Source organism: Amycolatopsis eburnea (assembly GCF_003937945.1).
Taxonomy (GTDB): domain Bacteria; phylum Actinomycetota; class Actinomycetes; order Mycobacteriales; family Pseudonocardiaceae; genus Amycolatopsis; species Amycolatopsis eburnea.
Genome location: NZ_RSEC01000008.1, coordinates 197633 through 219055, shown reverse-complemented (window position 1 = coordinate 219055; position 21423 = coordinate 197633). Strand labels below are relative to the sequence as shown.

At 71.6% G+C, this 21423-nt stretch carries 23 protein-coding genes and 1 tRNA gene; 13 read left to right on the top strand and 11 right to left on the bottom strand.

All coding sequences use genetic code 11. The annotated features are described in order from the left end of the window. The first annotated feature begins 7 nt into the window (after nt 1–7). Nucleotides 8–1480, top strand: coding sequence for a hypothetical protein (locus tag EIY87_RS02190; protein WP_125305945.1), 1473 nt, complete (start codon nt 8–10; stop codon nt 1478–1480). A gap of 47 nt (nt 1481–1527) precedes the next feature. Here EIY87_RS02190 and glfT1 read toward each other — a convergent pair whose 3' ends face one another. From glfT1 to wzm, 3 genes are read right to left on the bottom strand one after another with little or no spacing between them, the layout of a single operon-like run. Further along, nucleotides 1528–2436 carry a galactofuranosyltransferase GlfT1 gene (gene glfT1, locus EIY87_RS02185; protein ID WP_191983921.1) on the bottom strand — a complete coding sequence of 303 codons (909 nt, stop codon included), beginning with the start codon at nt 2434–2436 and terminating at the stop codon, nt 1528–1530. Beyond that, nucleotides 2436–3251, bottom strand: a complete 816-nt coding sequence (gene wzt / locus EIY87_RS02180) for a galactan export ABC transporter ATP-binding subunit Wzt/RfbE (protein ID WP_125305943.1) — start codon at nt 3249–3251, stop codon at nt 2436–2438. The genes glfT1 and wzt overlap by 1 nt, the downstream gene beginning before the upstream one ends. A gap of 3 nt (nt 3252–3254) precedes the next feature. Next, the gene (gene wzm / locus EIY87_RS02175; protein WP_125305942.1) at nt 3255–4208 is read right to left on the bottom strand and encodes a galactan export ABC transporter permease subunit Wzm/RfbD; all 954 of its coding nucleotides are present in this window, start codon (nt 4206–4208) and stop codon (nt 3255–3257) included. Nucleotides 4209–4352: 144 nt separating this feature from the next. On the opposite strand from wzm, the gene EIY87_RS02170 reads away from it, so the two are divergent. The 4 genes from EIY87_RS02170 to pseI are packed head-to-tail and all read left to right on the top strand — an operon-like array spanning nt 4353 to nt 6978. Continuing rightward, nucleotides 4353–4979, top strand: coding sequence for a glycosyltransferase family 29 protein (locus EIY87_RS02170; RefSeq protein WP_125306012.1), 627 nt, complete (start codon nt 4353–4355; stop codon nt 4977–4979). A gap of 34 nt (nt 4980–5013) precedes the next feature. Further along, entirely contained in the window at nt 5014–5448 is a 435-nt protein-coding gene (locus EIY87_RS02165) for a hypothetical protein (RefSeq protein WP_125305941.1), read from the top strand. Nucleotide 5449: 1 nt separating this feature from the next. Next, entirely contained in the window at nt 5450–5902 is a 453-nt protein-coding gene (locus EIY87_RS02160; RefSeq protein WP_125305940.1) for a GNAT family N-acetyltransferase, read from the top strand. A 26-nt stretch (nt 5903–5928) separates the two neighbouring features. Next, the gene (gene pseI, locus EIY87_RS02155) at nt 5929–6978 is read left to right on the top strand and encodes a pseudaminic acid synthase (RefSeq protein ID WP_125305939.1); all 1050 of its coding nucleotides are present in this window, start codon (nt 5929–5931) and stop codon (nt 6976–6978) included. Here the strand turns inward: pseI and pseC are convergent. Then, on the bottom strand, nt 6975–8105 hold the full coding sequence (gene pseC, locus EIY87_RS02150; RefSeq protein WP_125305938.1) for a UDP-4-amino-4,6-dideoxy-N-acetyl-beta-L-altrosamine transaminase: 1131 nt from the start codon (nt 8103–8105) through the stop codon (nt 6975–6977). The two genes, pseI and pseC, sit on opposite strands and share 4 nt — an antisense overlap. Then, nucleotides 8098–9081: a UDP-N-acetylglucosamine 4,6-dehydratase (inverting) gene (gene pseB / locus EIY87_RS02145; protein ID WP_125305937.1), complete on the bottom strand. Its 984-nt coding sequence runs from the start codon at nt 9079–9081 to the stop codon at nt 8098–8100. The genes pseC and pseB overlap by 8 nt, the downstream gene beginning before the upstream one ends. Nucleotides 9082–9121: 40 nt before the next feature. On the opposite strand from pseB, the gene EIY87_RS02140 reads away from it, so the two are divergent. The 3 genes from EIY87_RS02140 to EIY87_RS02130 are packed head-to-tail and all read left to right on the top strand — an operon-like array spanning nt 9122 to nt 11985. Then, nucleotides 9122–9868 (top strand): cytidylyltransferase domain-containing protein, encoded by a 747-nt coding sequence (locus EIY87_RS02140; RefSeq protein ID WP_191983918.1) that lies wholly within the window; start codon nt 9122–9124, stop codon nt 9866–9868. Continuing rightward, a complete protein-coding gene (locus EIY87_RS02135; protein ID WP_125305935.1) occupies nt 9865–10842 on the top strand; it encodes a spore coat protein in 978 nt (325 codons plus the stop codon). The genes EIY87_RS02140 and EIY87_RS02135 overlap by 4 nt, the downstream gene beginning before the upstream one ends. Nucleotides 10843–10845: 3 nt before the next feature. After that, on the top strand, nt 10846–11985 hold the full coding sequence (locus EIY87_RS02130; RefSeq protein ID WP_125305934.1) for an epoxide hydrolase family protein: 1140 nt from the start codon (nt 10846–10848) through the stop codon (nt 11983–11985). A 78-nt stretch (nt 11986–12063) separates the two neighbouring features. Here EIY87_RS02130 and EIY87_RS02125 read toward each other — a convergent pair whose 3' ends face one another. Further along, nucleotides 12064–12630 (bottom strand): bacterial proteasome activator family protein, encoded by a 567-nt coding sequence (locus tag EIY87_RS02125; RefSeq protein WP_125305933.1) that lies wholly within the window; start codon nt 12628–12630, stop codon nt 12064–12066. Between the two features lie 134 nt (nt 12631–12764). Between EIY87_RS02125 and EIY87_RS02120 the strand changes: the two genes are divergently transcribed. Next, complete coding sequence (locus EIY87_RS02120) at nt 12765–13964, top strand: cysteine desulfurase-like protein (protein WP_125305932.1); 1200 nt, start codon at nt 12765–12767, stop codon at nt 13962–13964. Here EIY87_RS02120 and EIY87_RS02115 read toward each other — a convergent pair. After that, entirely contained in the window at nt 13961–14938 is a 978-nt protein-coding gene (locus tag EIY87_RS02115) for an NAD(P)H-quinone oxidoreductase (RefSeq protein WP_125305931.1), read from the bottom strand. The genes EIY87_RS02120 and EIY87_RS02115 overlap by 4 nt on opposite strands. A gap of 82 nt (nt 14939–15020) precedes the next feature. On the opposite strand from EIY87_RS02115, the gene EIY87_RS02110 reads away from it, so the two are divergent. After that, nucleotides 15021–16559 carry a M28 family metallopeptidase gene (locus tag EIY87_RS02110; RefSeq protein ID WP_191983917.1) on the top strand — a complete coding sequence of 513 codons (1539 nt, stop codon included), beginning with the start codon at nt 15021–15023 and terminating at the stop codon, nt 16557–16559. Between the two features lie 50 nt (nt 16560–16609). Here the strand turns inward: EIY87_RS02110 and ypfJ are convergent, their stop codons facing one another. After that, nucleotides 16610–17548: a KPN_02809 family neutral zinc metallopeptidase gene (gene ypfJ / locus EIY87_RS02105; RefSeq protein ID WP_125305930.1), complete on the bottom strand. Its 939-nt coding sequence runs from the start codon at nt 17546–17548 to the stop codon at nt 16610–16612. A gap of 509 nt (nt 17549–18057) precedes the next feature. On the opposite strand from ypfJ, the gene EIY87_RS02100 reads away from it, so the two are divergent. Then, nucleotides 18058–18531 carry a MarR family winged helix-turn-helix transcriptional regulator gene (locus EIY87_RS02100; RefSeq protein WP_191983916.1) on the top strand — a complete coding sequence of 158 codons (474 nt, stop codon included), beginning with the start codon at nt 18058–18060 and terminating at the stop codon, nt 18529–18531. A 33-nt stretch (nt 18532–18564) separates the two neighbouring features. Here EIY87_RS02100 and EIY87_RS02095 read toward each other — a convergent pair. Beyond that, nucleotides 18565–18651 (bottom strand) — tRNA-Ser (locus EIY87_RS02095). Nucleotides 18652–18728: 77 nt separating this feature from the next. Here EIY87_RS02095 and EIY87_RS02090 point away from each other — a divergent pair. After that, a complete protein-coding gene (locus EIY87_RS02090; RefSeq protein ID WP_125305928.1) occupies nt 18729–19157 on the top strand; it encodes a hypothetical protein in 429 nt (142 codons plus the stop codon). On the opposite strand, the gene EIY87_RS02085 is transcribed toward EIY87_RS02090, so the two are convergent. Beyond that, on the bottom strand, nt 19138–19977 hold the full coding sequence (locus EIY87_RS02085) for a patatin-like phospholipase family protein (protein WP_191983915.1): 840 nt from the start codon (nt 19975–19977) through the stop codon (nt 19138–19140). The two genes, EIY87_RS02090 and EIY87_RS02085, sit on opposite strands and share 20 nt — an antisense overlap. Before the next feature lie 23 nt (nt 19978–20000). Beyond that, entirely contained in the window at nt 20001–20282 is a 282-nt protein-coding gene (locus EIY87_RS02080; protein ID WP_125305927.1) for a DUF2277 domain-containing protein, read from the bottom strand. A gap of 102 nt (nt 20283–20384) precedes the next feature. On the opposite strand from EIY87_RS02080, the gene EIY87_RS02075 reads away from it, so the two are divergent. Next, on the top strand, nt 20385–21320 hold the full coding sequence (locus EIY87_RS02075; RefSeq protein ID WP_191983914.1) for an Ldh family oxidoreductase: 936 nt from the start codon (nt 20385–20387) through the stop codon (nt 21318–21320). Nucleotides 21321–21423 lie beyond the last annotated feature (103 nt).

Here is a 21423-nt window from a genome sequence, read left to right as displayed (position 1 = left end):
GACCCAGATGACCACGCGACAGGGACCGGCGCCGAAGACCGAGGACAAGACGCCCCAGCAGGTCCAGGACATGGCGCCCGCCGAGCGCGACGCCTACCTGCAGCAGAAGGCCGCAGAGGGCGTCGACCCGGGTAGCTGGCTGTTCGGGCCGGTCCAGCAGTGGATCGCCCAGGCGAAGGCCAAGAGCCAGTCCCAGGAGATGGGCGACAAGAACGAGGCCGACGCGACGAAGGGCCGCGACGTCGAGTACGTCCAAGGCCTCCACGCGCCCAACGCCGACTACAAGGGCAACGACCACGCCCAGCTCCAGGCGTTCCTCGAGAGCAACCTCGACGTCCAGCAGGTCTCGGACGTTTCGACGGCGTACCACCAGGTCCACCAGGTGTTCGACAAGTTCGCCCAGTCGATGACCACAGCGGTCAACGCGTCCAAGGGCACCTGGGAAGGCACCGCGGCCGAGAACGCCCAGCAGTACTTCACCAGCCTGAGCAAGTGGTCGGAGGCCAACTCGCAGAACGCGAAGCTCGCCTCGGAGACCATCTACGACCAGGGCCAGGCCGCCTCGACGGCGAAGAACGCCATGCCGGCGCCGATCCCGTTCAGCTGGAAGGACGAGTTCAGCTCCTGGGCGACCTCGAACCCCTTCAACCTGGCGGACAACGTCGACAAGTCGATCCAGAAGCAGAAGGACAGCCAGGCGGCGCACGACCAGGCCGCCGGGGTCATGGCGACCTACGACAAGAACCTCTACGAGGCCGCCTCCAAGCAGCCCGCCTTCGCGCCGCCGCCGAGCTTCAGCACCGGTGGGGGGAGTGACGACCCGAACGGGACCGGGGACAAGAACGGCATCAACACGCCGTCGGGCGTGAACACGCCGGGCGGGCACTCGGTGAACATGCCGGGTGGGGGCACCAACAACTTCACCCCCGGCAACATCCCGGGCACCACCGGGACGCCGCAGTTCTCCGGGCCCGGCTCGACCACCGGTGCGGGCCTCATCCCGTCGGGCACCACCACACCGTCCGGCTTCACGCCGGGATCGCTCCCCGGTGGGTCGACGCCGAACCCGAACCAGCAGTTCGGCGGCATGCCGCCGATGAGCCCGATGCCGATGGGCGGGATGAACTTCGGCGGCGACGAGGCCTACAACTCCAAGGTCGGCGGGGGCGGCGGTCGCGGGGCCGGCGGCTTCGGCCCCGGCGGTTCGGGCGCGGGCAACGCCACCGGCGCGGGTGCCGCGTCCGGTGCGGCCCGGCCCGGTGGCATCGGCGCGGCCGAGGCGGCCGCCGGACGCGGGATGGGCGGCCTCGGCTCGGGCGCGGCCGGCCGTGGCGGCATGGGCGGCGCCATGGGCCGCGGCCAGAAGGGCGAGGGTGACGAGGACACCGAGCACTCGCGGCCGACGTACCTGGTCGAGGGTGACCCGGACGAGGTGTTCGGCACCGACCTGCGCACCGCGCCGCCGGTGATCGGCGAATAGGACCGCACGAAAAAGGGCCCCCGGGAACGAGGCCCTTCTTCGTGGACTCAGTAGCGGTAGAACTTCTCCGCGCGGCCCTGCCGGACCAGCTTCAGCCACTGCAGGAACGCCTTCGGGTCCCGCTTCACGCCGACGAAGTACAGTCCGAACCGGACGATCTCCAGCGCGCCGATCTTCCGCATCCCCGGCTGCGACAGCAGGTACCCGCGGTTGCGGTAGGTGTAGTAGCGCTTGACCTCGTTTTCCGGTTCCTGCGCGTGGAACTTGCCGCCCAGCATCGGCTTGAACTCGTCCGAGCCGTCCGGGTGCAGGTACTTCGTCTTCAGCGACGTGCCGAACGGCAGCCCCGAACGGGCCAGCCGGCGGTGCAGCTCGACCTCGTCGCCGCGGAAGAACAGGCGCAGGTCCGGCACGCCGACGACGTCCAAAGTGGACGCGCGGAACAGCGCGCCGTTCATCAGGGACGCGATGCCGGGCAGGAAGTCGACGCCCAGCTCGGCCTGCGACCGCTTCCACGTCAGGCCGCGGCGCAGCGGGAACGCGAGCTTGTCCGGGGCGTCGATGTTGGACACCACCGGCGAAATCTCCGCCAGGTCCCGCTTTTCCGCTTCCTCCAGCAGGATCGCGAGCACGTTCTCGTCGGCCGGGCGTCCGTCGTCGTCGGCCAGCCAGACCCAGTCCGCGCCCAGCGACAGCGCGTGCAGCATGCCCAGCGCGAACCCGCCGGCGCCGCCGAGGTTGCGGTGCGACGGCAGGTACGTGCTCGGCAGCGGGTAGTTCTCGACGACTTCGCGGGCCGAGTCGTCCGGCCCGTTGTCGACCACCACGAGGTGGTCGACCGGCCGCGTCTGGGCCGCGATGACCTTCAGCGAGTCCGCCAGCAGCTCGCGCCGGTGCCGCGTGACGACCACGCCGACGACCGCGCCGTCGGGCAGCTGCCGCGTCTCGCTGACCATCATTCGCCGCCGTTCGTCGTCGCCACCGGCTCGATGCCGAAGCGCTCCAAGGTTTCCTGGCTCATGTTCTCGAAGGGGTCGCGCCCCTTGTACGAAGTGAGGACGTCCCGCAGCGAACCCTGTTGCTTGAGGTGGCCTTCGTCCATCCAGATGGCTGAATCGCAGAGCTCGAACAGGAACTCGTCGGAGTGGCTGGCGAAGACCAGGATCCCGGACCGCTTCACGAGGTCCTTGAGGCGGTCGCGGGCCTTGTTCAGGAACGCCGCGTCGACCGCGCCGATGCCCTCGTCGAGGATCAGGATCTCGGGGTCGATCGACGTGACCACGCCCAGCGCCAGCCGCACGCGCATACCCGTCGAGTACGTCCGCAGCGGCATCTGGAGGTAGTCGCCGAGCTCGGTGAACTCCGCGATGTCGTCGACGCGCTTCTCCATCTCCTTGGCCGTCATCCCGAGGAAGAGGCCGCGGATGATGATGTTCTCCTCGCCGGAGATCTCGGGGTCCATGCCGACGCCGAGGTCGAAGACCGGGGCGATCTTGCCCTCGATCCGCGACGAGCCGCGCGTCGGCTCGTAGATCCCGGCGAGCAGCCGCAGCAGCGTGGACTTGCCCGCGCCGTTGTGGCCGACCAGGCCGACCCGGTCGCCCTCGCGCAGCGAAAGCGTCACGTCGTGCAGCGCTTCGATGATCGGCACCTTGGTGTCGGTGCCGATCTTGCCGCCGACCTTGCCGAGGACCTTCTTCTTCATCGAGCGGGTCTTGGCGTCGAAGATCGGGAAGTCGACGTAGGCGTTCTGAACGTCAATGGAGACCATGTGTCACACCCAGTAGGAGACGCGGGCACGGTAGTTGCGCATGGCGACGAGCGCGAGCGCCCAGCCGACGATGGTGATGCCGCCGACGACGATCCAGTTGCCGGGCGTGAAGGACTGCCCGATCAGCGGCGCCCGGACCACCTGCATGAAGTGGTACAGCGGGTTGAGCTGGATGATCGGCAGTGCCCAGGAGGCGTTCGCGCGGGCACCGCCCGCGAGCAGCTGGTCCACCGGCCAGACGATCGGCGTGGCGTAGAACAGCAGCTGGATCAGCGAGTTGATGACCTGCGGGATGTCGCGGAACCGGGTCGAGATGATGCCCAGCAGCAGCGTCACCCAGCCCGCGTTCAGCGCGAGCAGCAGGAAGCCCGGGATGGCCAGCAGCACGGTCCAGCTGAGGCCGGGGTGGCAGTACAGGCCGGCCGCGCAGAGGCCGTCCTTCGACCCCAGCGAGTACCGGTTGTCCAGCGACGTGAAGAAGATCGCCAGCACCGCGACGTACACGATCATGTTGTGCGCCAGCAGCAGCGACTGCCGCCACACCGTGCGCAGCATGTACACGCTCAGCGGCGCGGGGAGCTGCTTGATCAGCCCCTCGTTCGCGATGAACGTCTCCATGCCCTCGGCGAGGCAGCCGCTGATGAAGCCCCAGAGGATGAAGCCGGTGGACAGGTAGGGCAGGAACACCTGGATCGGGGTGTTGAACAGCTGCGAGTACAGCAGCCCGAGCCCGAGCGCGATGACGGCCTGGCTGATCGTGATCCAGAAGGGCCCGATCACCGAGCGGCGGTAGCGCTGCTTGATGTCCTGCCAGCCGAGGTGTCCCCACAGCTCGCGAGCCTTGAACCCGGCTTTGATGTCGGCGAAGGCGCGCGCGAACGTCTTGCTGTCCGACGTCGGCGGTGCCGGCGTCGCTACGGGGGAGTTCGCGGCCTGAACCGTGCTGGTGGCATGCACGTGGACGAGGGTACCGATGGGATGAGCGGCGGCCGGGCCACCCCGCCGCTGTGGTAGAGCCGAGTGGCCGATACGCGGTAGCGGGTGACCTTTGTGCTGGTACTTTCTCGGCTTATGACTGCTGCTCTCGGCGCGGCGAGCCTGATGGTCAACCTGCTCGCGGCGTACGCCGACCGGCCCGACCCGCGCTCGGTGGCCGTCGTCGGCAACCAGCCGCTCCCGCCCGACCCCCAGCGCGCGAAGGCGATCGACGCCTGTGACCTGGTCATCCGGGTCAACGGTTTCGTCGTCGACAAGCCGGGGGAGGAGATCGTCGGCTCCCGGACGCACGTCGTGGTGTTCAACCGGGCGATCCGGGCCACCCCGCACGTCTTCCAGGACTACCGCAAGCGGCTTTACCTGCTGGTCGAGCCGGGCCGGATGCACTGGGAGCCGGAGGACCTGCCGGGCTGGTGGCCCGCCGACCTGGGCGCGGTCCCGGTGTCGAACCGCGACGTCGTGCTGCCCCTGTCGGACGCGCTGGGCCTGCCGACCCGTGACGAGCCGACGTGGTCGACCACCGGCACGCTGGCGGCGTGGATCGCGCGGACGTCGTTCCCGACCGCGCAGCTCGTGCTCACCGGGTTCTCGTTCATCGACAACCCGGACCAGACCTCGTGGGAGCACGCCGCCGGCGACTCCTGCATCGTCGGCCCGGAGCACCAGATCGCCGCCGAAGGGCGGCTGCTGGACTCCTGGACGAAGACCGGCGACACCACCCTCCTGCGCTGAACGCGCGTCCCCACCTCCACGTAAGGACCCACCCATGGCTGTGCAGAAACTGGGCAGAGGCTTCGTCGACCGGATCGCCCGGCTGATCGACTTCCGCGTCGACGAACGCACCCGCGGGCTCGCCGACCGCGTCAACAACCTCGAGCACGCGACCGCCGACCACCGGCGCCGGCTCGACAACGCCGAGCGCAACCTCGAGGAGGCCCGCGGCGACCTGCGCTGGGCCCGTGCCGAGCTCGACCGCCTGATCCCGCACGTGGCCGCCCAGGAAGGCCGCCTGGAGACGCTGCGCGAGTCGATGTCGCTGGTGCCGAAGGCCGACGCCCCGCAGATCGCCGAGGCCCGCACGCTGATCGAGGAGATCCAGCGGCAGCACGCGCAGATCCGGGTCCGGCTGGCGGGCATCTCCCGCTACGAGGACCGGCTGCGCCGCCTCGAGGACCGGGTCGAAGAGCCCGTCGCCCAGTAGCTTGCGCGCCCGGGAAGCCACCGAAGCGGACGCCGAGCTGCTGCTGGGCTGGCGCAACGACCCGCGGACGCGCCGGTCGTCGCGCTCGACGGCCGTGGTGGCCCTCGACGAGCACCTCGCGTGGCTGCGCGGGGTGCTGGCCGACCCGCAGCGGCTGCTGCTCGTCGTCGAAGACGACGAGGCGCCGGTCGGCACCGTCCGGTTCGACCGGCGCGACGGCGACGGCTGGGAGGTGAGCATCACGCTGGCCCCCGAGAGCCGGGGCCGCGGCCGGTCCGGCGCGGTGCTCGCCGAGGGGGAGCGGGCCGCGCGCGAGCGCCTCGGCGTCCGGACCGTGTTCGCCGCCGTGCACCAGGACAACGCGGCTTCGGGGAAGCTGTTCGAGAAGGCGGGTTACGCCGAAGCCGCGCCTGCCGTCGAGGGCTTCCGGCAGCTGCGCAAGACTCTGAGCTGACCCGCAGTCCACCCCGGGGAGGCACCATGCACGACATCCGGTTCGGCGCGCACACGATCGGCCCCGGCCACGCGCCCTTCGTCATCGCCGAGATGTCCGGCAACCACAACGGCGACCTGGACCGCGCGCTGTCGATCGTCGACGCCATCGCGGAGACCGGCGCGCAGGCGGTCAAGCTGCAGACCTACCGCCCCGACACGATCACCATCGACGTCGACACCCCGGCGTTCCGGATCGGCGAGACCCACGAGCTGTGGGGCGGGGAAAACCTGTACAAACTGTACGAAAAGGCCCACACGCCCTGGGAGTGGCACGCGCCGTTGTTCGAGCGGGCCCGCGCGCGTGGCCTGGAGATCTTCTCCAGCCCCTTCGACCCCACCGCGGTCGAGCTGCTGGAGTCCCTGGACGCGCCGGCGTACAAGATCGCGTCGTCGGAGATCGTGGACCTGCCGCTGATCGAGCTGTGCGCGCGCACGGGCAAGCCGCTGGTCATCTCCACCGGCATGGCGAACGTCGCCGAGATCGACGCCGCGGTCCGCACCGCGCGCGAAGCGGGCAACGACCAGCTGATCGTGCTCGGCTGCACGGCGAGCTACCCCGCGTCGCCGACCGAGAGCAACCTGCGCGGCCTGCCGCTGCTCGCGGGCCTGACGCAGACGCTGGTGGGGCTGTCGGACCACACGCCCGGCATCGGGGCGCCGGTCGCGGCCGTCGCGCTGGGCGCGGTGGCGATCGAGAAGCACGTCACGCTCGCTCGTGCCGACGGCGGCGTCGACTCGGAGTTCTCGCTGGAGCCCGCCGAGCTGGCCGCGCTGGTGACCGAGACGCACCGGGCGTGGGAGGCGCTGGGGCAGCCGGTGCTGGGCCCGCGCGAGAGCGAGAAGGAGGGCCTGCGGCTGCGCCGGTCCCTCTACGTCGTCGAGGACGTCCGCGCCGGCGACGAGGTCACCGCGGCGAACGTCCGGTCGATCCGGCCCGCGGGCGGCCTGGCCCCGGCCGAGATCACCAAGGTCGTGGGGCGCACCTTCCGCGTCGACGCCGCGAAGGGCACGCCCCTGACCTGGGACCTGCTCTAGAAGAACGCGCGCACGGCGTCGACGACGCGGTCGACGTCGGCGTCCGTCAGCGCCGGGAAGAGCGGCAGCGACAGCTCCTGCTCGTAGTACGCCTCGGCGTTCGGGCAGAGGCCGCGCCGGTAGCCGAGGTCCTCGAAGACGGGGTGCCAGTACGCCGGGATGTAGTTGACCTGGACGCCGATGCCGGCGCCGCGCAGGTGCTCGAACAGCGCCTTGCGGCGGCCTTCGAGGACCCGCAGCGGGTAGAGGTGCCACACCGGGTCGGCGCCCGGGCGGCTCGGCGGCGTCGCCACGCCGTCGACGTCGCTCAGCGCGGCGGTGTACCGGGCGTGGATCTCGGCGCGGCGCTTCTTGAACTCCGTTAGCCGCTTGAGCTGGCTGGACCCGAGCGCGCAGAGGACGTCCGGCAGGCGGTAGTTCAGCCCGAACTCGTGGACTTCCTGGTGCCAGCCGCCTTCGTCCGGGTAGCGCTGCTCGGCGCGGTCGCGGACCAGGCCGTGGTTGCGGAACTTCCGCGCCCGGTCCAGCAACGCCGCGTCGGGCGTCACGACGGCGCCGCCCTCGGCCGTGGTGAGGTTCTTGGTCGGGAAGAACGAGAACGTCGTCAGGTCGGCGATCGAGCCCACCGGACGGCCCTGCCAGGACCCGCCGACCGAGTGCGCGGCGTCCTCCAGGAGCAGCGCGCCGGTGGTGTGGGCGATTTCGCCCAGCGCGTCCAGTTCGGCCGGGTGGCCGGCGTAGTCGACGGCGGCGACGACCTTCGTGCGTTCGGTCACCGCGGCCTTCGCGGCCTCGACGTCGAGGTTGCCGGTGTCCGGTTCGACGTCGGCGAAGACCACCTTCGCGCCGTGCAGGGCGGCGGTCGCGGCGGTGGCGACGAACGTCATCGGGCTCGTGACGACCTCGTCGCCCGGCTTGATCCCGGCGGCCGCGTAGGCGACGTGCAGGGCGGCGGTGCCCGACGTCACGGCCACCGCGGGCGTGCCGCCGGTGTGCGCCGCGAGGTCGTTCTCGAACTGCTGGACCGCGGGCCCGGTGGTCAGCCAGTCGCCGCGCAGGACGTCGACGACGGCCTGGATGTCCTCTTCGGAGATGGACTGGCGGCCGTACGGGAGGAACTCAGCCATGCTGCTCGACCAGCTCGCGCAGCTCCTCCGGGTTCAGCCAGAGGTCGTTGGTGTCCGAGCGGTAGGCGAAGCCCTCCGGCATCGGCGTCCCGCCGTCGGGCTCCTGGTAGCCCCAGCCCGCGAGGTGCGGCTGGACGACGTAGCGGTCCTCGAGCTTGACCGTCCGGCGCGCGTCGTCGGGGGCGATCATCTCCTCGTGCAGCTTCTCGCCGGGGCGGATGCCGACCTCGTGCATCTCGCTGCCCGGCGCGATGGCCTGGGCCAGGTCGACCAGCCGCATGCTCGGGATCCGCGGCACGTACAGCTCGCCGCCGTGCATCTGGTCGAACGAGTCGACGACGAACCGCACGGCCTGCGGGAGCGTGATCCAGAAGCGGGTCATCTCCTTGTGCGTGATCGGCAGCGATTCGCCCTTTTCGGCCAGCTTCCGGAAGAACGGGATGACGCTGCCCCGCGAGCCCATGACGTTGCCGTAGCGGACCACGGAGAAGCGCGTCACGTGCGCGGCCGCGTAGTGGTTGCCGCTGATGAACATCCGGTCGGCGCACAGCTTGGTGGCGCCGTAGAGGTTGATCGGGCTGGACGCCTTGTCCGTGGACAGCGCGACGACCTTCTTGACGCCGGTGTCGATCGCGGCCTCGATCACGTTCTGCGAGCCCATGACATTGGTCTGGACGAACTCGAACGGGTTGTACTCGCCGGTGTCGACCTGCTTGAGCGCGGCGGCGTGCACGACGTAGTCGACGCCGTGCATGGCGCGCTCGAGCCGGCGCCGGTCGCGGATGTCGCCGATGAACCAGCGCAGCCGCGGGTCGTCGCCGAACAGCTGACGCGTCTCGTACTGCTTCAGCTCGTCGCGGGAGAGCACGACCAGCCGGCTCGGGTTCAGTTCGGCGAGCGCGTGCGCGATGAACGCCTTGCCGAAGGAACCGGTCCCGCCGGTGAGCAGGATGCTGGAGCCATCCAGCTCGGACATCGTTGACCTCCGCGTTTGGGGTGGGTTGCCGTCGGCCATCATGTCACCCATGCGTGGAGCGCCCGGTGTCAACGCCGTCATCCAGGCCCGGTCGAGCTCGACCAGGCTGCCCGGCAAGGTGCTGCGCCCGCTGGCCGGCCGCAGCGTGCTGGGCTGGGTGGTCCGGGCCGCCGCGGCCGCTCCCGGCGTCGACCAGGTGGTGGTCGCGACCTCTTCGGACGCCTCCGACGACGACGTCGCCCGGGAAGCCGCTCGCTGCGGTGCTCTTGTCGTGCGCGGGCCGCTGGACGACGTGCTCGAACGGTTCGGGCTGGCGCTGCGCGAGCACCCCGCCGACGCCGTGATCAGGCTCACCGCGGACTGCCCGCTGCTGGACCCGGCGCTGATCGGCCAGCTCGCGGCGCTGTGGCGCGCCCAGCCGACGCTCGACTACGTGAGCACGACCCTCGTCCGGACGCTGCCGCGCGGCTTCGACGCCGAGCTGGTGCGGGCCGACGTGCTCCTCGAGCAGGTCGCTTCCGCGACCGGCGCCGATCGGGAGCACGTGACTTCGGGCATCTACGCGCGGCCCACGCGCTACGCGTGCAGCGGTGTCGTGGTGAGCCCGGCCGCCGACGACCTGCGCGTGACGCTCGACACCGCGGAGGACTGGGAGCTGCTGTCCGCGCTGGTGGCCGAGCTGGGCGACCGCGTCGGCGACTGGCGGGCCGTGGTCGCGCTGTTGCGCGCGCGGCCGGACCTGGTGGCGCTGAACGCGCACGTCGAGCAGAAGAAGGTCGGCCGGTGAGGCTGCTGCTGCGCGCGGACGCTTCGGCGTCGATCGGCGCCGGCCACATCGCGCGGATGGTCGCCTACGCCGAGCGGGCGGTGGCGCGGGGCTTTTCGGTTTCCTTCGCGGGCCGAGTCGACAACGCGGAATGGCTCGCTTCGCGCTTCGACGAGCTGGGCGTCACGCGGGTGCCGTTCGACGCGGCGGGCTTCGACGCGGTCGTCGTCGACCACTACGGCCTCGGCGACGTGCGGTCCGAGATCAACGCGGCCGGCGCGGTGCTGGTGTCGATCGAGGACGACGTCTTCGGCCGCCGTCCCGCGGACATCGTCGTGGACTCCGCCTTCGCGCCTTCGCCGCGGCCCGACGACGGCTCGGACGTGCTGCTGCGCGGGATCGAGTACGCGCCGCTGCGGGACGTCGTCCGGCAGACCCGGCGGGCGCCTGCCGGACCGCCGCTGCACGTCACGGTGGTCCTCGGCGGCGGAGCCGAATGGACGTCGACGGTCGGGTTGCTGCTTCGCGCGCTTCGCGACACCGAGCAGCCGTTCGTGGTGGACGCGTTGGTGCGCGGAGAGCCTGACGTGCCTTCGCTGCTTCCCGGGCAGGCGATCCGGGTGGCCCCGCCGAGCCCCGCGCTGCTGGACATCCTGGCGACGACGGACGTCGCCGTGAGCGCGTCCGGGGTGACGTTCGTGGAGCTGTGCTGCCTCGGTATCCCGACGGCGGCGGTCCGGCTGGTCGACAACCAGGAGCCGGGCTACCGGGCGGCGCTCGAGCTGGGCCTGGCGGCCGGGCTCGGCCCCGCGGAGACGTTGGCTTCGCGGCTCCCGTCCGTGACGGCGGTGCTCCGCTCGCTGCTGACCGACGCCGCGCTGCGCGGGTCGCTGTCGGCGACGGCGTCGTCCACAGTGGACGGCCTCGGCGTCGACCGGGTCCTGGATTCCCTGGCATCGAGGACCGGAACTGTCCGCGATGCTTCGTACCGTTGAGGTATGACGATCACCCCGTTCCGCATCGACGTCCCCCAGGCCGCCCTCGACGACCTCCGCACGCGCCTGGCGAACACGCGCTGGCCCGACCAGCCCTCCGGCGCGGGCTGGCGGCTCGGGGCGCCGGTGGACTACGTGCGCGAGCTGGCGGAGTACTGGCGGACGGGCTTCGACTGGCGGGCGCAGGAGGCGCGGCTCAACGCGTTCCCGCAGTTCACGACGACGATCGACGGCACGAACGTGCACTTCCTGCACGTGGTGTCCCCGGAGCCGGCGGCGACGCCGGTGCTGCTCACCCACGGGTGGCCGGGCTCGATCGTGGAGTTCCTCGACGTGATCGGCCCGCTGACGGACCCGCGCGCGTACGGCGGCGACCCGGCTTCGGCGTTGACCGTGGTGGTCCCGTCGATCCCGGGCTACGGCTTCTCGGGCCCGACCCCGACCCCGGACTGGGGCCCGGACCGGGTGGCGCGGGCGTTCGCCTCGCTGATGACGTCGTTGGGTTACGAGCGCTTCGGCGCCCACGGCGGCGACTGGGGCGCGATCATCTCGCGTGAGCTGGCGGTCCAGTTCCCCGAGCGGGTGCTCGGCATCCACGTGACGATGCTGGCGTCGGCAGTGGTCCGCACGCCCGCCGATCTCGACGGGCTTTCGGACCAGGCGCTGGGCAAGCGGTCGCTGGAGAAGGGGCAGGCGTTCTCGGCGTCGGGCACGGGCTACGCGATGATCCAGGCGACGAAGCCGCAGACCCTGGCGTACGGCCTGCACGACTCCCCGGCGGGTCAGCTGGCGTGGATCGCGGAGAAGTTCCGCTCGTTCTCGAACACGACGGTGGACCTGATCGACCGCGACGACCTGCTGGCGGACGTGTCGATCTACTGGTTCACGGAGACGGCGAACTCTTCGGCCCGGCTGTACGCGGCCCTGACGGGCGGCTGGGGAGCGCCGCCGCCGGTCAACACGGTCCCGACGGCGGTGGCGGTGTTCCCGGACGACATCGGGCTCCCGATCCGGGAACTGGCGGAGCGCACGGACAAGATCGTCCGCTGGACGGAGTTCCCCCGCGGCGGCCACTTCGCGGGCCTGGAGGAACCGGACGCGCTGATCGGCGACGTCCGGGCGTTCTTCAGCTCACTGCGCTGAGGGCGCGGCACTCAGGGCGAGTTGTCCACAGGGGTTGTCCACAGGCCTCTCGGTCTGTGGACAACCTCTCCGCACCCGTCAGAGGTACTGACCCGTCCCGGAAATCCCCGGCCCGTGCCCCTCGTGCCCCGGCCCGGCCCCGGGCCCGCCCGCCGACGGCCCGGCAGGCAGCCCCCGCCGCATCTGCTCCAGCTGGACCCGGGCCGCCATCTGCTGGGCGAACAGCGCCGTCTGGATCCCGCTGAACAGCCCCTCCAGCCAGCCCACCAGCTGAGCCTGCGCGATCCGCAGCTCCGCGTCCGACGGCGTCGAATCGTCGGTGAACGGCCGCACCAGGCGCTCCAGCTCGTCCTGCAGCTCCGGGGCCAGCGACGCCGCCAGTTCCTTGACCGACGTCTCGTGGATCTCGCGCACGCGGTTGCGGGACGCGTCGTCCAGCGGGGCCGCGCGGACCTCCTCGAGGAGCTGCTTGATCATCGTGCCGATCCGCATCACCTTCGCCGGCTCTTCGACGAGGTCGCCGACCGACTCGGGGTGCTCGTCCGCGCCCACCGCGGTGCCGTCCGGACCCACGACCACCACGTGGGGTGAAGATTCCTGGCCAGCGTCACCGGCTGTGAAGTTCGGCTCGGTCATGTGCTCCATCCTGGCTTGCCTTCGACACGCTCCGCGACACCCACGGGGTGTCCGTCTCCGAGCGTAGCCGCTCCAGGGGTTCCCGGTGGCTCTCCACCCAACCCCGGGCGCGCGGCGAAACCGCACGTCCGTACGGTGTCCACATGGCGTTCGACGTCGCTCGTATCCGTGGGCTCTTTCCCGCGCTGGGTGACGGCTGGATTCACTTCGACGGCGCCGCCGGAATGCTGGTACCGGAACAGGTCGCTTCGGCCGTTTCCACGGCGATGCGCGCCCCGGTGTCGGGGCCGGGCGGAGCGTTTCCGGCCTCACAACGCGCGGAGAGCATCGTGACCGCGGCCCGCCGGGCCGTGGCCGACCTGGTCGGGGCCGACCCGGCCGCCGTCGTGCTCGGGCCGAGCGCGCCGGTGATGCTGCGCCGGCTCTGCGACTCGCTCGCCGAGCGCTGGACGATCGGCGACGAGGTCGTCGTGTCGAGGCTCGACGAACAAGCCAACCTCGCGCCGTGGCAGCGGGCCGCGAAGCGCGTCGGCGCCGTCGTGCGCTGGGGCGAGATCGACATCGAAACGTGCGAACTCCCCGCGTGGCAGTACGAGCAGCTCGTCTCGGCGCGCACCAAGGCCGTCGCGGTCACGCTCGCGTCCGGGTCCGTCGGCACCCGGCCGGACGTGCCGACGATCATCGAGTTCGCCAAGCGGGTCGGCGCGCTGGTCGTCGTCGACGCCACCTACGCCGCGCCGTTCCTGCCGCTGGACATCAACGCGCTCGGCGCCGACGTCATGGTCGTGTCCGCGCAGGCGTGGGGCGGGCCGTCGGTCGGCGCGCTCGTCTTCCGCGACCCCGAGCTGATCGAGCGGATCCCGTCCGTCTCGCTCGACCCGATGGCGCGCGGCGCCGCCCGCCTCGAGCTCGGCCCGCACGCGTACCCGCTGCTGGCCGGGCTGATCGCGTCGATCGACTACCTCGCGGGCCTCGACGACGCCGCGTCCGGCTCGCGCCGCGAGCGCCTGGTCACCTCGCTCGGCTCGGCGAAGTCGTACCACGCCGGGCTGCTCGCCCAGCTGTCGACGGAACTGCTGTCGCTGCGGCACATCATGGTCATCGGCAACGCCATGCGCCGCATCCCCGCGCTCGCCTTCGCCGTCGCCGGCAAGAAGGCGCCCGAGGTCGCCGAGTACCTGGCTTCGCAGGGGTTGTGCGCCTTCGCCGACGACGGCACGGCCGGCGTCTTCGCGTCACTGGGCGTCGGGGAAGTGGGCGGCGCCGTGCGGATCGGGCTCGCCCACTACTCCAACGTCTTCGAAATCAACCAGCTCGTGCGCGTCCTCGAAGAACTCCGCTAGGACTTCGCCGCCAGCAAGACCTTCCCGAACACGCTGCCCTCTTCCAGGGCGCGGTGCGCGGACGCGGCTTCGGCCATCGGCACGACCTGGCCGACGATCGGCTTCACCAGGCCCTCCGCCACCAGCGGCCACAGGCGTTCCCGGACGTCGGCGACGATGGCCGCCTTCTGCTCCAGCGGCCGGAACCGCAGGCCCGCCGCGAACACCGACGCCCGCTTGCCGAGCAGCGCGCCGACGTTCAGCTCGCCCTTGACCCCGCCCTGCATGCCGATGATCACCAGGCGGCCGTCCTGCTGCAACGCGTCGACGTTGCGGCCGAGGTAGGACGCGCCCATGTTGTCGAGGATGACGTTCGCGCCGCCGGTCTCCTTCTTGAGGACCTCGACGAAGTCGGCTTCCTTGTAGTTGATCGTGATGTCGGCGCCGAGCTGGCGGCAGCTCTCGAGCCGCTCGGCCGACCCCGCGGTGACGGCGACGGTCGCGCCCAGCGCCTTGCCGACCTGGATGGCGTGCGTGCCGATGCCGCCGGCGCCGCCGTGCACCAGCAGCACCTCGCCTTCGGTGAGCTTCGCGTGCATCACGACGTTCGCCCACACCGTGCAGGCCACCTCGGGCAGCCCGGCCGCGGCGATCAGGTCGACCTCGCCCGGCACCGGCAGCAGCTGCCCGGCCGGGATGACGGCCTTCTCCGCGTAGCCGCCGCCCGCGAGCAGCGCGCAGACCTCGTCGCCGACGTTCCAGCCTTCGACGCCTTCGCCGAGTTCCGCGATGGTTCCCGAGCATTCGAGGCCGAGCGTTTCGCTCGCGCCCGGCGGCGGCGGGTAGTGGCCTTGGCGCTGCAGGAGGTCCGCCCGGTTCACCGCGCTCGCCGCGACGTCCACCAGCACTTCGCCGGGGCCGGGACGCGGGTCCGCGACCTCCGTCCACTCGAGAACGTCCGGGTCACCTGGTTCACGGATGGTGATCGCGTACATGTGTCGACTGTATCCCGGGGCCCGAAGTTCCCGCCGAATGACGCATTGACGTACTTCTCATTCGGAACAAAGGTGAGCAACCATGTCACTCTTCCGAAAGAGATTCGTCCCGCCGATGGCCCTGGCCGCCGGCGCGACGCTGGTGCTCGGCCTCACCCCGGCCGCCGCCACCACCACGGTCCCCGATGGTCCCGCGCTCGCGAAGCAGCTCGTCAAGAAGGTCGACGTCAACGGGGTCAACCGGCACCTGATCGCCCTGCAGCGCATCGCCGACACCAACGGCGGTACCCGCGCGGCGAGCACCCCGGGCCACCAGAAGTCCGCCGAGTACATCGCGACCAAGCTCGAGGCGGCCGGCTTCCAGGTGACCCGCCAGGAGTTCCCGTTCACCTACTCGGAAACCCTGGCCGAGAAGCTGACCGCGGGCGGCCAGGACGTCCCGGTCATCGCCATGGAGTACACCGTCTCGACGCCCGTCGGCGGCATCACCGCGCCGCTCGCCGTGGTCGCGGTCGACGACACCAGCGGCTGCGAGGCCACCGACTACACCGCGGACGTCGCGGGCAAGATCGCGCTGATCAAGCGCGGCGGCTGCTCGTTCGCGCAGAAGCAGCAGACCGCCGCCGCGGCGGGCGCGGTCGGCGCCATCGTCTACAACAACACCGACGGCGCGCTGAACGGGACGCTCGGGGGCCCGGAGAACGCGAAGATCCCGACCGGCGGCGTGACGGCCGCCGCGGGCGCGCAACTGGCGACGCTCGGCGGCCAGAACGTGACGCTGGAGCTGCGGGCCTTCCAGGAGGCGCGGACCAGCTACAACGTCATCGCCGAGACCAAGACCGGCCGCAAGGACAACGTCGTGATGCTGGGGTCGCACCTCGACAGCGTCCCGGCGGGCCCGGGCATCAACGACAACGGCACCGGCTCGGCCGCCCTGCTCGAGACGGCGCTGCAGCTGGGGAGCAGCCCGAAGGTCAACAACGCCGTCCGCTTCGGCTTCTGGAGCGCGGAGGAGTTCGGCCTGATCGGCTCGACCTACTACGTCGACCAGCTGAGCTTCGACGAGCAGCTGAACATCGCGCTGTACCTGAACTTCGACATGATCGGCTCGCCGAACGCCGGCTACTTCGCCTACGACGGCGACAACTCCGACGGCGTCGGCGCGGGCGCCGGCCCGTACGGCTCGGCGCAGATCGAGAAGACCTTCGTCGACTTCATGCAGGCCGCGCGGGGCGTGTCCGTCGAGGGCACCGACTTCACCGGCCGCTCGGACTACGGCGAGTTCATCGCCGTCGGCATCCCGGCGGGCGGCCTGGACACCGGCGCCGAGGTCCTGAAGACCCCGGCGCAGGCGGCGAAGTGGGGCGGCACGGCCGGCATCGCGTTCGACCCGTGCTACCACCAGGCCTGCGACAACCTCGGCAACGTCGACCGCGTCGCGCTGGACCGCAACGCGGACGGTGTCGCCTGGGCCCTCGGCGTCTACGCGACGAGCACCGAGAGCATCAACGGCGTCAAGCCGGGCGCGGCCGCGGCGAAGTCGCTGACGGCGCAGAAGCGTTCGACGCAGCGTTCCCTCACGGCGCACGCCGCGGGCGACCCGCACGCGCTGACCGCGTAACGCACGAAGAAGGGGCCGTCCCGAGCCGGGGCGGCCCCTTCTTCGTGTCCTCAGCCCAGGTTGTTCGTGCCGAAGGTGTCGCAGCGGGCCGGTTCGCCGGTCTGGAAGCCGGTGGTGAACCACTTCTTGCGCTGCGCGGACGTGCCGTGGGTGAACTTCGAGCGGTCGACCTGGCCGCCGCCGAGCTTCTCCTGGATGTAGTCGTCGCCGATGCGGGACGCGGTGTCCAGCGCGGACGCGATGTCGTCCTGGGTGACGTCGGTGATCAGCGGCTTGCCGCTCTCGGTCGGTGTCGTCGAGGCGTGGTTGGCCCAGACGCCGGCGTAGCAGTCGGCCTGCAGTTCGAGCCGCACCGAACCGGACGTCGGGCCGGTGCCGGTGCCCTTCTTCGACGTCCCGAGCAGGTTCTGCACGTGGTGGCCGTACTCGTGGGCCAGCACGTACGCCTCGGTGAACAGGCCGCCCTGCGCGCCGAAGCGCGTCTTCAGCTCGTCGAAGAACGACAGGTCGATGTAGACGTCGGAGTCCGCCGGGCAGTAGAACGGGCCGGTGTCGGAGGTGGCGCTGCCGCAGCCGGTGCGCACGCCGCCGTTGAAGAACTTGGTCGGCGCCTTCTGGTAGGTCGAGCCGGACCGCGCGAACTGCTGCGTCCAGTAGTCTTGGACGGAATTCACGATCGCCACGATGGCGCAGTCGTGGTTCTTGTTGGCGTCCGCGCCGGTCTTGCACTCGCTGGACAGCTTCGTGTTGTCGACCTGCTGGCCGGACCCGACGCTGCCGAGCCCGCCGCTCAAGCCGCTCCCGCTGCCGCCGCCGAGGCTGACCCCGCCGAGCTGGGAGAGCACGAAGTAGATGATCAGGCCCACCACGCCGAGCCCGCCACCGCCCAGTGCCACGCGGCCGCCGATCCCGCCGCCGCCACCACCGCCGCTACCGCGCAGGTCCTGGACCTCAGAGGCGTCCAGGCCGGCGTCGTCGTCGAACCTCACCCGCAGATATTAACGAGCCTGGGCGCGGCCGTCGCGCTGACGGCCGCACCCAGGCGTTGTACCGAGGTTCTGTTTCGTCGAGCGGTTGGCCGCATCCGGGCCGGCGTTCAGGCGCTGCCGTCACGGCTTCCGAGGCCGTGACCGGAAACAGGCCCGATCGACGCCGAATGCGTGAACGCACCGTAGAAGCCCGCGCTCGTGCTGCTCACAATCGCGCCCGACCCGGTGAGAATCCGTTCCGGTCGCGGGGACGCAGCAAGCGGTCAACCGCGAGGATCACCCGTCACGCAACCACCTGACCTCTCCTGGCGGGGCGCCCGGCCGGCACGTCGCCGTCGTCGCGCCGGATACCTGGCCAACCGTCCGCCGACAAGCAGAATGCGCCTTTTCGGGCCGAGTCTCAACCTTTTCGTAACCCCACCTTCGGGCGATGTTGCGGTGGTGTCTTCTCCGGCGGACGGATCGGACTCGGACGGCGCGCATCCTTGATCAGCGTTCTACGCTGCCTTATGACCGAGGAGCGACCTGTGCGGTGGTTGGACGAGGCCGAGATGGCGGCGTGGCGCTCCTACGTAGTCGCCACGCTGCGGCTGCGGCAGCGGCTGCACCGCGAGCTGACCGAGCGGCACGAGGTGTCGCTGACCGACTACGAAGTGCTCGTCTGCCTCGAACTCCAGCCGGAACACCGGATGCGGATGTCGGAACTGGCGTTGCTGATGGGGTCGACGAAGAGCAGGCTGTCCCACCAGGTCGGCCGGCTCGAGGAGACCGGCCTGGTCCGGCGGGCGCGCGACCCGGAGGACAAGCGCGGCGTCATCACGGAGCTGACCGAAGACGGCATGGCCGTGCTGAAGACGGCCGCGCCGACCCACGTGGAAGGCGTCCGCGAGCACCTGATCGACCTGCTGAGCCCGCACGAGCAGGCGACGATCGCGGGGGCCTTCGAGCGGGTGCTGGAGCACCTCACGGAAACCGAAAGCTGAACCCGGGCGCGGCCGGCGCCCGGGTGCTCAGTGCGGTAGCGGTGGGATTCGAACCCACGGAGAGGTTGCCCCCTCGCATGTTTTCAAGACATGTTCCTTCGGCCGCTCGGACACGCTACCCCTGCCCACGAGGGTAGCCGACGGAGTCCGCCGCCTCGCCGGGGCAACCGCGGCGGCCGCCACGGCGTGCTCATCGCATGACATCGCCGGAGGTGACGGGGGACGCGCCGGGCCTGCTGCGGGGCGCGGTCGCGGCCGTCTCGCTGGCCGTGATGCTCGGTTCCCTGCTCGCGGCCATGATCATCGGCGGCACGCTCAAGGAACGGTCCGGCTCGCTGGTCGCCACCGCGAGCGTGGAGCGGGTCGTCGACCGGGCCACGGCGGTCGCGCGCGTCGACGAACCGGGCGGTCCCCGCTACCGGGACGTGCACGTCAGCCGGAACTACCCGCGTGGCACCCGGCTCGAGGTCCGCTACTGGCCGCACGACGAGGAACCCGCGGCCGAGACCCGGGGCGAGCTGCGCATCCCCGGCCTGTGGATCTTCGGCGTCTGCGCGGCGGGGTTCGTGGCGGGCAACGTCGGGCTGCGGCTGGCGATCCGGCGGCCTAAGCCCAGCTCAGCGTGAGCGCCGCGCCCTGGGCCCGGCCCGCTTCGGCGGCCGGGGTCCGCGTCGACGGGTCCAGGGGGTTCTCGCCGATCGCCGCGACCGAGGCCTCGTCCGGGGTGATCAGCGCGACCGCCGCGCCGGCCGCGCGCAGCTCGTCCAGCACCGCGGGCAGCGGCTTCTCCATCGGCAGCGGCGAATCCAGGCCCAGCGGCGACACGACCGTGACGCGGGTGAAGCCCGTCGCGTAGTCGGCGTTCTCGCCGGAGCGGACGCCGCCGTCGACGTAGCGGCGGCCGTCGATCGTCACCGCCGGCCAGACGCCCGGGACCGCGCAGCTCGCCGCCACCGCGTCGACCAGGGGGACACCGGACGCGCGGTCGAAGCGGCGGGGTTCGCCGGTCTCCGCGTCCACCGCCACGATCACCAGGCGCTGCTCCGGCCACTCGTGCACCGGCAGCCGCGCTTCTATCACCGCGCGCCGGTCGGCCTCGGGGACCGTTTCGGCCGCCAGGGCCAGCCGGCCGACCGCGCGCCGGATTTCGGCGGGGTCCGTGGTGCCGGTGACCGCGCCGCCGAAGTCCGCGGCGAACTTCTCGAAGTCGATGTCGGCCGGGATCTCCGGCGCCTGGCGCGCCGGATCGGCCTGGCGCGCGAACAGCTCGGCCAGCGGCAGCCCGCTGGTCACCTGCGCGGCCACCGCCGACCCCGCCGACGTCCCGACGATCAGATCGGCTCCGGTGAGGTCCTGCCCGTGCTCGGCGAGCCCGGTCAGCAACCCCGTCGTCCACGCGATCCCGGCGACCCCGCCGCCGCCCAGCACCAACGCCTGTCCACCCATGCCGCCACCCTAGCGGCGCGGGATCACGGCTGTCGCAAGGCTTTCGCGGCGATCCGCGCCCGGACTTCGGGACGCCGCAACGGCGGCACGGTCGCCGGCGGCTGGCGGCGTTCGGGCAGCTGCTCCAGCAGCCGCGCGGTGATCGCGGTGATCTCGGCGACCGCGGCTTCGAAGGGCTCGCGCGTGGCGTCGGAAAGCGACTGCACGCCGGTGACCTTGCGGACGTACTGGCGGGCCGCGGCCTCGATCTCCTCGCCCGTCGCGGCCGGCTGGAGCCCCCGGAGGGTGGTGATGTTTCGGCACATGCCGCCCAGGGTACGACTCTTCGGACGCCTCGATCACACGGTCGGGTAGGCCCGGCCCCAGCGCGTTGACGCCCGAACCGCGGCTTGGGCAAGGTCGGAGCAGTGCCCCTCAGACCGTTCCGCTCCGCCCGCCCCCACCCCCCGGCCCTCGACGCCGAGCCGCCGGAAACCCCGATCCCGGAACAGGCCTGGCCCCGCGTGCGCGCCGACGAGCTGGTCACCCTCGTGGCGCACGTCTTCGCCGCCCACGGCTTCCCCGAACCCCGCGCGCGCATCGCGGCGGAGGCGCTCTGCCACGGCGACCTGACCGGCTCGCCGGACACCGGGGTCGCCGACCTGACCCGCGTCCACCTGCCGCTGCTGGAAACCGGCGACGTCGTGCCGCACGCCCAGCCGCTGATGATCGCCGACCGCGGGGCCGCCGCGCTGATCGACTACCGCCGCGCGTCCGGGCTGTGGGCCGTCGGCGACGCGATGGACCGCGCGGTCACCCGCGCCGGCCGGTTCGGCGTCGGGCTGGTTTCGCTGCGCGGGATCGGGCCGTTCGGCCGGGCCGGGCACCACGCCGCACGCGCGCTGCCGCACGCGATGATCGGGCTGGTCCTCGCGGCGGGCGGCGAGCCGGGCAAGCCGATGAACCCGCTCGGCATGGCCGCGCCCGGCGGCGCGTACCCCGAGTTCGTCTTCGACATGGAGAAGCCGGGTTCCGAAGCCGCCGGGCTGACGCTCCTGGTCGAGGTGCTCGCCGGCGTGCTCTCCGGCGTCGCCGACCACGAGCACGACACCGGCGTGCTGGTGCTGGCCATCGCCCCGACGACGCTGCGCAGCGCCGACGGCTTCTACCGCGCCGCGAGCGCGTTGTTCGGCAGCATGCTCGGCTGGGAGGGCGGCGCGCCGATCCGCTACCCGGGCTGGCGCGAGGCCCAGCACCTGGAGCAGTGCCGCGCGCTCGGCGTCCCGCTGGCCGGTCCGGTGCGCCGGGAGCTGGACGCGCTCGCCGTTTCGCTCGGCCTGCCGCCGCTGACCAGCGTCGGCTGACCCCCCGGCCTCGAGCGCCCCAAGGTGGCCTTGGTTGCTCCATCCATGCCCCCGCCACCGCCCTCAAAGGAGGCGCTTCGCGCCGCCGTGCTGATTCAACGCA